The sequence below is a fragment of the Mycobacterium sp. E1715 genome, assembly GCF_001667625.1.
In the GTDB taxonomy this organism is placed as follows: Bacteria; Actinomycetota; Actinomycetes; order Mycobacteriales; family Mycobacteriaceae; genus Mycobacterium.
Window position 1 is genome coordinate 1 of the sequence record NZ_LZJJ01000570.1, and the last position, 7,472, is coordinate 7,472.

General features: G+C 68.3%; 8 protein-coding genes. 3 read left to right on the forward strand and 5 right to left on the reverse strand.

Translation table 11 applies throughout. The annotated features are described in order from the left end of the window. A partial coding sequence (locus tag A9X03_RS27705) for an NAD(P)H-binding protein (RefSeq protein WP_156746696.1) occupies positions 1-650 on the reverse strand: 650 nt, incomplete at its 3' end. Positions 651-838: 188 nt separating this feature from the next. On the opposite strand from A9X03_RS27705, the gene A9X03_RS27710 reads away from it, so the two are divergent. Both A9X03_RS27710 and A9X03_RS27715 read left to right on the forward strand, forming a co-directional pair. Further along, on the forward strand, positions 839-1,339 hold the full coding sequence (locus tag A9X03_RS27710; protein ID WP_068263977.1) for an isoprenylcysteine carboxyl methyltransferase family protein: 501 nt from the start codon (positions 839-841) through the stop codon (positions 1,337-1,339). Further along, complete coding sequence (locus tag A9X03_RS27715; protein WP_067755874.1) at positions 1,336-2,352, forward strand: NAD(P)/FAD-dependent oxidoreductase; 1,017 nt, start codon at positions 1,336-1,338, stop codon at positions 2,350-2,352. The genes A9X03_RS27710 and A9X03_RS27715 overlap by 4 nt, the downstream gene beginning before the upstream one ends. Here the strand turns inward: A9X03_RS27715 and A9X03_RS27720 are convergent. Then, positions 2,349-3,152, reverse strand: a complete 804-nt coding sequence (locus A9X03_RS27720; RefSeq protein WP_082950272.1) for a crotonase/enoyl-CoA hydratase family protein — start codon at positions 3,150-3,152, stop codon at positions 2,349-2,351. The genes A9X03_RS27715 and A9X03_RS27720 overlap by 4 nt on opposite strands. Beyond that, a complete protein-coding gene (locus A9X03_RS27725) occupies positions 3,149-4,297 on the reverse strand; it encodes a thiolase family protein (protein ID WP_067755877.1) in 1,149 nt (382 codons plus the stop codon). Before A9X03_RS27725 ends, A9X03_RS27720 begins: the two co-directional genes overlap by 4 nt. A gap of 194 nt (positions 4,298-4,491) precedes the next feature. On the opposite strand from A9X03_RS27725, the gene A9X03_RS27730 reads away from it, so the two are divergent. Continuing rightward, positions 4,492-4,782: a hypothetical protein gene (locus tag A9X03_RS27730; RefSeq protein ID WP_067755880.1), complete on the forward strand. Its 291-nt coding sequence runs from the start codon at positions 4,492-4,494 to the stop codon at positions 4,780-4,782. Between the two features lie 72 nt (positions 4,783-4,854). Here the strand turns inward: A9X03_RS27730 and A9X03_RS27735 are convergent, their stop codons facing one another. Together A9X03_RS27735 and A9X03_RS27740 are read right to left on the reverse strand one after the other, a co-directional pair. Then, complete coding sequence (locus tag A9X03_RS27735; RefSeq protein ID WP_067755883.1) at positions 4,855-6,339, reverse strand: aldehyde dehydrogenase family protein; 1,485 nt, start codon at positions 6,337-6,339, stop codon at positions 4,855-4,857. 90 nt (positions 6,340-6,429) lie between these two features. Further along, positions 6,430-7,472, reverse strand: a 1,043-nt coding sequence (locus A9X03_RS27740) for a cytochrome P450 (RefSeq protein WP_067780630.1), incomplete at its 5' end; no start/stop codon positions are given.

Below are 7,472 nucleotides of genomic sequence, written 5' to 3' on the forward strand. Positions count from 1 at the left end.
TACTCGAGCACGTCGGGTCCGCCGATGTCCCAGGTGCGCGATGACGGGACCGGCGCCGTGGCCGCGGCGACCAGGTAATGCAGCACGTCGCGGATGGAAATCGGGTCTATCGGGTTGTCCATCCAGCTCGGGACGGGCAGCAGCGGGAATCGGTCCCCGACGTAGCGCATCATCTCGAACGAGGTCGAGCCCGCGCCGATGATCATCGCGGCGCCCAGCCAGACCAGCTCCGCGCCGTCCGGCACCGTCAGGGCCTCGGCCACCTCGGCCCGGCTGGTCAGGTGCTCGGACAGCACCTCGTCGGCGGGCACGAATCCGCCCAGGTAGACGATGCGACGCACACCGGCGTCCCTGGCCGCGGCGGCGAGGTTGGCCGCGGCGGCGTTGTCGGCATCGCGGAAGCCGGGCTGCCCGATGGCGTGCACCAGGTAATACACCACGTCAACGTGCCCGGCGTCGGCGAAGGCCGCCCGCGTGGACGCGGGATCGGCGGCGTCGAGGGTCACCGGGGTGACGTCGTCGAACCATCCGAACCGTCTGAGTCGCTCGGGCTTCCGGGTGGCGGCCACGACGTGGTGCCGGTCCGCCAGCAGCGCCGTGACCAGCCGCGATCCGACATATCCGGTGGCACCGGTGACGAGGACCCGCATACCTTTCAACCTAACCCGGCGACGGTCGACGCAAACCTGGCGGGCGCGGGCCGCCGATCGCGAACGTAACGCCACGGCGCTCTTCCGGCCCGATTTTCGCCATGCCGTTACGCTCGCGGCGGTGAACCCGCGCGGCGGCGGCATCGTGAGCCGGTAGAAGAAGTCCTCTTCGAAGAGATAGTGGAGACATGTATTACCTACTGGTTCTGGCGGTCGCCATCGAACGCGTCGTGGAGCTCGTGGTCTCCAACCGCAACGCGCAATGGTCTTTTGCCCAGGGCGCCAAGGAGTTTGGGCGGGCACACTATCCGGTGATGGTGGTGCTGCACACGGCGCTGCTGGTTGGCTGCATCCTCGAGCCGTGGGCACTGCACCGGCCGTTCATCGGATGGCTGGGCTGGCCGATGCTGGCGGTGGTGGCACTCAGCCAGGTGCTGCGCTGGTGGTGCATCGCCACGCTCGGCCCGCGGTGGAACACCCGGGTCATCGTGCTGCCGCAGGCCCCGCTGGTGCGCCAGGGTCCCTACCGGTGGCTGCACCATCCGAACTATGTTGCAGTGGTGGCTGAGGGGTTGGCGCTGCCGTTGGTGCACACGGCGTGGCTGACGGCCGCCATTTTCACGCTCGCCAACGCGGCGTTGCTCAAGGTGCGATTGCGGGTCGAGAACTCCGCTCTGGGATACACGTGAGCGACTACGACACCGACCTGTTGATCGTCGGCGGCGGGCCGGGCGGTTTGGCCACGGCGTTACACGCTCGGCGGCAGGGACTTTCGGTGATCGTCGCCGACCCGCGGGAGGGACCCATCGACAAGGCGTGCGGTGAAGGCCTGATGCCCGGCGGGCTGGCCGAGCTGACGTCCCTCGGCGTCGACCCGGTCGGCATGCCCTTTCACGGAATCGCCTACGTGAGCGAACACCGCCGCGCCCAGGCCCGGTTTCGTAACGGCCCGGGTCGCGGCGTGCGACGCACCACGCTGCATGCGGCGCTGGCCGCGCGCGCCAAAGAGCAAGACACGGAATGGCTTCGGGCGCGGGTGACCACCGTGCACCAGGACGCGCACGGGGTGACGGCCGCCGGCGTGCGCGCGAAATGGTTGGTGGCGGCCGACGGACTGCACTCACAGGTCAGGCGGGCCGTCGGGATCACGGCGACGGCCGGAACGCCGCGGCGCTACGGCGTGCGCTGGCATTTCCGGGTGCCGCCGTGGTCGGAGTTCGTCGAGGTGCATTGGTCGCGCTGGGGTGAGGCGTATGTGACGCCGGTCGAGCCGGATCTGGTGGGCGTGGCGATCCTGTCGCGCGGCCGGCCCGACCTGGCGTGGTTCCCCGGGCTGGCCCGCCGGCTCGGCAGCGCCACCCGCGGTGACGCGCGCGGCTGCGGCCCGTTACGCCAGGTGGTCTCTCGCCGGGTCGCGGGGCGCGTGCTGTTGGTGGGCGACGCGGCGGGCTACGAGGACGCGCTGACGGGCGAGGGCATCAGCCTGGCGGTCAAGCAAGCGGCCGCTGTGGTCGCCGCCATCGTCGACGAGGCGCCGCAGTCGTATGAGTTTGCGTGGCAACGGATTACCCGCAACTACCGGCTGCTCACCCGCGCGCTGGTGTTGGCCAGCGCCCCGCCGATCGCGCGCCGCGCCATCGTGCCGGCGTGCACGCTGTTGCCCGGCGCGTTCCAGCGCGGGGTGAACGTGCTGGCGGGCTAGCGGGCCTTCCAGACCGGCTCGCGCTTCTCGGCGAACGCCAGCGGGCCCTCCTTGGCGTCCTCCGACCTGATCAGGCCGCGCATCTCGGTCATGGTGCGCGCCCAGCCCACCTCTTCGTCGGTGATGACGCCGTCGTCGACGCCGTAGGCGATGCGCTTGCTGGCCTGCACGGACAGCGGCGCGTTCACCGTCACCCGCGCGGCCAGCGCGAGCGCGGCCTCCAGCACCGTGCCCTCCTTGACCACCTGATTGATCAGGCCCCATTCGAGGGCGTCGGCGGCGGTGATCGGCTCGCCGGTCAGCAGCAGCTCCATCGCCACCTTGCGCGGCAGCTGCTGCACGATCCGGAAGACGCCCCCCGCGGCGGCGATGAGCCCCCGCTTGACCTCCGGCAGCCCGAACTGGGCGCGCTCGTCGGCCACCACCAGGTCGCTGGCCAACGCCAGCTCGGTGCCGCCGCCCAGCGCGGTGCCGTTGACCGCCGCGATCGTGGGTTTGTCGATGAAGTGGTGCACGTAACCGGCGAAGCCCCACTCGGGATGGTCGGGGTGATAGATGTTCTCCCGACGTGAGATCGCCTTGAGGTCGGCCCCGGCGCAGAACGACTTGTCGCCCGCGCCGGTGATCACCACGGCCCGGATCTCGCGATCCTGCTGGGCCTCCTCCAGCGCGTCCCCGACGCCGATGCTGACGGCACCGTTGACCGCGTTGCGGGCTTCCGGCCGGTTGATGGTGATCACCATGACGTTGCCGCGGCGCTCGGTCAGCGCGCCGGGCGCCGCGGTGTCAACGTCCGTCACAACAATTCCACGATGGTGGCGTTGGCCTGGCCGCCACCCTCGCACATGGTCTGCAGACCGTAACGAATTCCCTTGTCCCGCATGTGGTACAGCAGCGTCGTCATGATCCGGGCGCCGGAGCCGCCCAGCGGGTGCCCCAGCGCGATCGCACCGCCGTTGGGGTTGAGCTTCTTCTCGTCGGCGCCAATGTCTTTCAGCCACGCCAGCGGCACCGGCGCGAACGCCTCGTTGACCTCGTAGGCCCCGATGTCGTCGATGGACAGGCCGGAACGCTTCAGCACCTTCTGGGTGGCGGGGATCGGCGCGGTCAGCATGATCACCGGGTCGGCTCCGGCCAGCGTCGCGGTGTGCACCTTCGCGATCGGCTTCAGGCCGAGCTCCTTGGCCTTCTCGGCCGACATGAACAGGATCGCGGCCGAGCCATCGGAGATCTGCGACGAGTTGCCCGCGTGGATCACCCCGTCTTCCTTGAACGCCGGCTTCAGCGACGCCATCTTCTCCATCGGGGTGCCGCGGCGGATGCCCTCGTCCTTGAGCACCACGTTTCCGTCCTGGTCCTTGATACCGACGATCTGGTCGTCAAAAGCGCCGGAATCCTGTGCCGCAGCGGCCTTTTCGTGTGAGCCCAGCGAGAACTCGTCGAGCGCGGTGCGGTCGAATCCCCACCGCTCGGCGATCATCTCGGCGCCGATGCCCTGGTTGGGGATCTGGCCCTCGTAGCGGTCCAGGAAGGTCTTCGGGTAGGGGCGGCCGCCGTTGGCCAACGACGAACCCATCGGAGTGCGCGACATCGACTCCACCCCACCGGCCACGACGACGTCGTAGTGCCCGGCCACCACGCCGGCCGCCGCGAAGTGGATCGACTGCTGGCTCGAACCACACTGACGGTCGACGGTCACACCGGGGACGGATTCCGGCCAGCCGGCGGCCAGCAGGGCGGTGCGGCCGATGTCGAGGGCCTGCTCACCGGCCTGCATCACACAGCCCCAGATGACGTCGTCGACGAGGCCGGGGTCGATACCCGCCTTGTCCACCAACCCGTTGAGCACCTGCGCCGACAGGTCCGCCGGGTGCACCCCGGACAATCCGCCGTTGCGCTTCCCGACCGGTGAGCGCACTGCCTCGACGATGACGGCTTCAGCCATGGTGGTGTCTCCTTTGACGTTAGGACCCTAATCGGTGAAAGTGAGTCTCGCCGTCGATTGTCAACCAACGCGTTGGGCGGGCGCGGGCCGGGGTGGTTTTGGGTGGCAGATGGCCTTCCGATTGCCAGCTTTTCGGCACCCCGTCATGTGCAGTCCATTTTTCCGCGAGGCTCGGCGACGTAGGGTGCCCCGATGTGAGCACCCCTTCACCGGGCCCCGGCTGGTGGCTGGCATCCGATGGCAAGTGGTATCCCCAGCAATGGGAGAGCACCTTCGTCTCGTACACGAACGAATCTCTGCAGGCCGTGCTGGACGAAGCGAACCGTCTGACGCAGTCCTACGGACAACAGGGCTGGGAGATCGTCGGGTCGTCGGTGCAGCGCACCCAGGTCGCCCACCGCTTCAAGGACTACGACAAGGGCGGCGACCACTACTTCGAGTGGAGCATCGTCTGCACGCTGAAACGACCGGTCGCGCCCGCCTGACCCACGCCGAGATTGCCGCCACGGTCGCGGGTGAGCCCAAACCCGCAGCCGTGACGGCGATCTCGACGGGCCTTAGACGGCGGGATAGGCCACCGATTTGATCTCGGTGTACTGGTCGAACCCGGCGACACCGTTCTGGCGGCCCACCCCGCTGTACTTGTACCCGCCGAACGGGGTGTCGGCGCCATACGGCGCGCCGCCGTTGACGCCCATGAAGCCGGCCCGAATCCTTCGGGCCACCGCCAGCGACCGCTCCAGCGAGCCGGACATCACGTTGCCCGCCAGGCCGTACTTGCTGTCGTTGGCGATCCGGATCGCGTCCTCCTCGTCGTCGAACGGGATCACGGCGAGCACCGGACCGAAGATTTCCTCCTGGGCGATCGTCATGGAGTTGTCGACATCGGTGAAAAGCGTTGGCCTGACGTAGAAACCCTTGTCGAAGCCGGTGGGCGCGTCGGGGCCGCCGACGAGCGCCGTGGCGCCCTCTTCGACACCTTTGCGGATGTAGCCCATCACGCGATTTCGCTGCACCTCCGAGATCACCGGGCCGCACAGGGTTCCCGGGTCCTGCGGGTCACCACACGTGACGTTCTCGTAGATGCCCTTGAGGATTTCCACGCCCTCGTCGTAGCGCGACCGCGGCAACAACATCCGGGTCGGGTTGGCGCAGCCTTGGCCGGCGTGCATGCACGGCGCGATGCCGACCATGCAAGCCGTCGGGAAGTCGGCGTCCTCCAGCACGATGGTGGCCGACTTGCCGCCCAGCTCGAGGAAGAGCCGCTTCATGGTGGCGGCCCCCTTTTCCATGATCCGCTGCCCGACCACGGTCGAGCCGGTGAACGAGATCAGGTCGACCTTGGGCGAAAGCGTAAGTTCTTCGCCCACAAAGTGATCCGAGGCGGTCACGACGTTGACGACGCCGGCGGGGATGTCGGTCTTCTCGGCGATCAGCCGGCCCAGCCGGGTCGCGTTGAACGGGGTGTTCGGCGCCGGCTTGAGCACCACGGTGTTGCCGGTGCCGAGCGCCTGGCCGAGCTTGTTGAGGGTGACCTCGAACGGAAAGTTCCACGGCACGATCGCGCCGACGACGCCCACCGGCTCGCGCCACACCTTGCGGGTGGTCAGCGTGCCGGTCAGGCTGATCACCTTGTCACCCAGGTCGGTCTCCCACGCGTACTCGTCGATCAGCCTGGCGGGGTAGCGCAGCCCGTCCTCCAGCGGCGCGTCCAGCTGGGGACCGAAGGTGATGGCCCGCGGCGATCCCACCTCGAGGATGAGCTCCTCGCGCAGCTCCTCCTTCTCCGACTCGATCGCCTCGTGCAGCTGCAAGAGGCAGCGCTTGCGCAACTCCCGGTTGGTCGACCAGTCGCTCTCGTCGAAGGCGCGCCGGGCGGCGTCGATCGCCCGGTGCATGTCCTCCTTGGACGCGTCGGCGACCTCCCCGAGCGGCTCCTCGGTCGCCGGGTTGATGTTGGTGAAGGTGCCGGACTGCCCGTCGACGAGCTTCCCGTCGATCATCATCTTCGGCTCGAACCGCACCTTTACAGCCTCGGTCATGTTTGTCACTCTCTTCTGAGTCGTTGAGGGGCTACAGAGAGCCTTACCGGAAACTAGCCGATTGGCAAGCGACAACCCCTACGGGCCTGGTCATTGTGGGTCGAACAGCACGGGCACCGACGTCGGCGAACGAAAAATCTGCCCGCGGACGTGCGGATCGTCGGCGTCGGGGTCCAGCCGCAGGTTGGGCAAGCGGTCGAGCAAAAGGTTGATGGCGGTGCGCATCTCCAGCCGCGCCAGGTGCATGCCGAGACAGACGTGCACGCCGTGCCCCCAGCCCAGGTGGGCCCTGGGTGTGCGGAAGATGTCGAACCTGTCGGGATCGGGGTAACGGTCCTCCTGCCGGTTGGCGGAGCCCAGCATCGGCATCACCGTGGACCCTTCCGGTATCGCCACCCCGCCGAGTTCGGTGTCGCGAGTCGCCACCCGGGTGATGGTCAGCAGGGGCGGTTCCCAGCGCACACCCTCCTCGATGGCCTGTGGTAGCAGCGACCGGTCCGCGCGGATGGCATCCAGCTGCGCGGGATCCGACAGCAGCGCGAGCAGCAGGCTGCCCAGGGACCGGTACGTCGTCTCCACCCCGGCGGGCAGCAGCAGCCGCAGGAACGAGTAGATCTCCTCGTCCTCGAGCTTCTCGCCGTCGATCTCGGCCTGGGCCAGCGCGCTGATCAGATCTTCCTTCGGCTCGGCGCGGCGCGCCGCCAGGATGGGTGCGAAGTAGTCGCAGAGCGCGGCCGAGGCGGCAAGGCCGCGTTCGGGATTCAGGATCCAACTCAGCAACGAAATCGACCACCGCTGGAACTGCGGATAGTCCTCCTCCGGCAGCCCCAGCAGGCCCGCGATGATCTGGCTGGGGTAATCGAAGGTGAATTCCTTGACCAGGTCGGCCTTTGCGTTCGCCGCGAACTTGTCGATCAGGCTGTTGCCCACCCGCCCGACGAGTTCGTCTTCCCAGCGGGCCAACGCCTTCTGCGAGAAGGCCTTTGACACCAGTGACCGCAGCCGCCCGTGCACCGGTTCGTCCATGCCGAGCATGACGCGCTCCCCCAGCACCGGCCCGAACGCGGCGATGACGGCCGCCGACGAGAACGTCTCGTTGTCGCGCAGCATCTGCTGGGCTTCCTCGTGGCGGT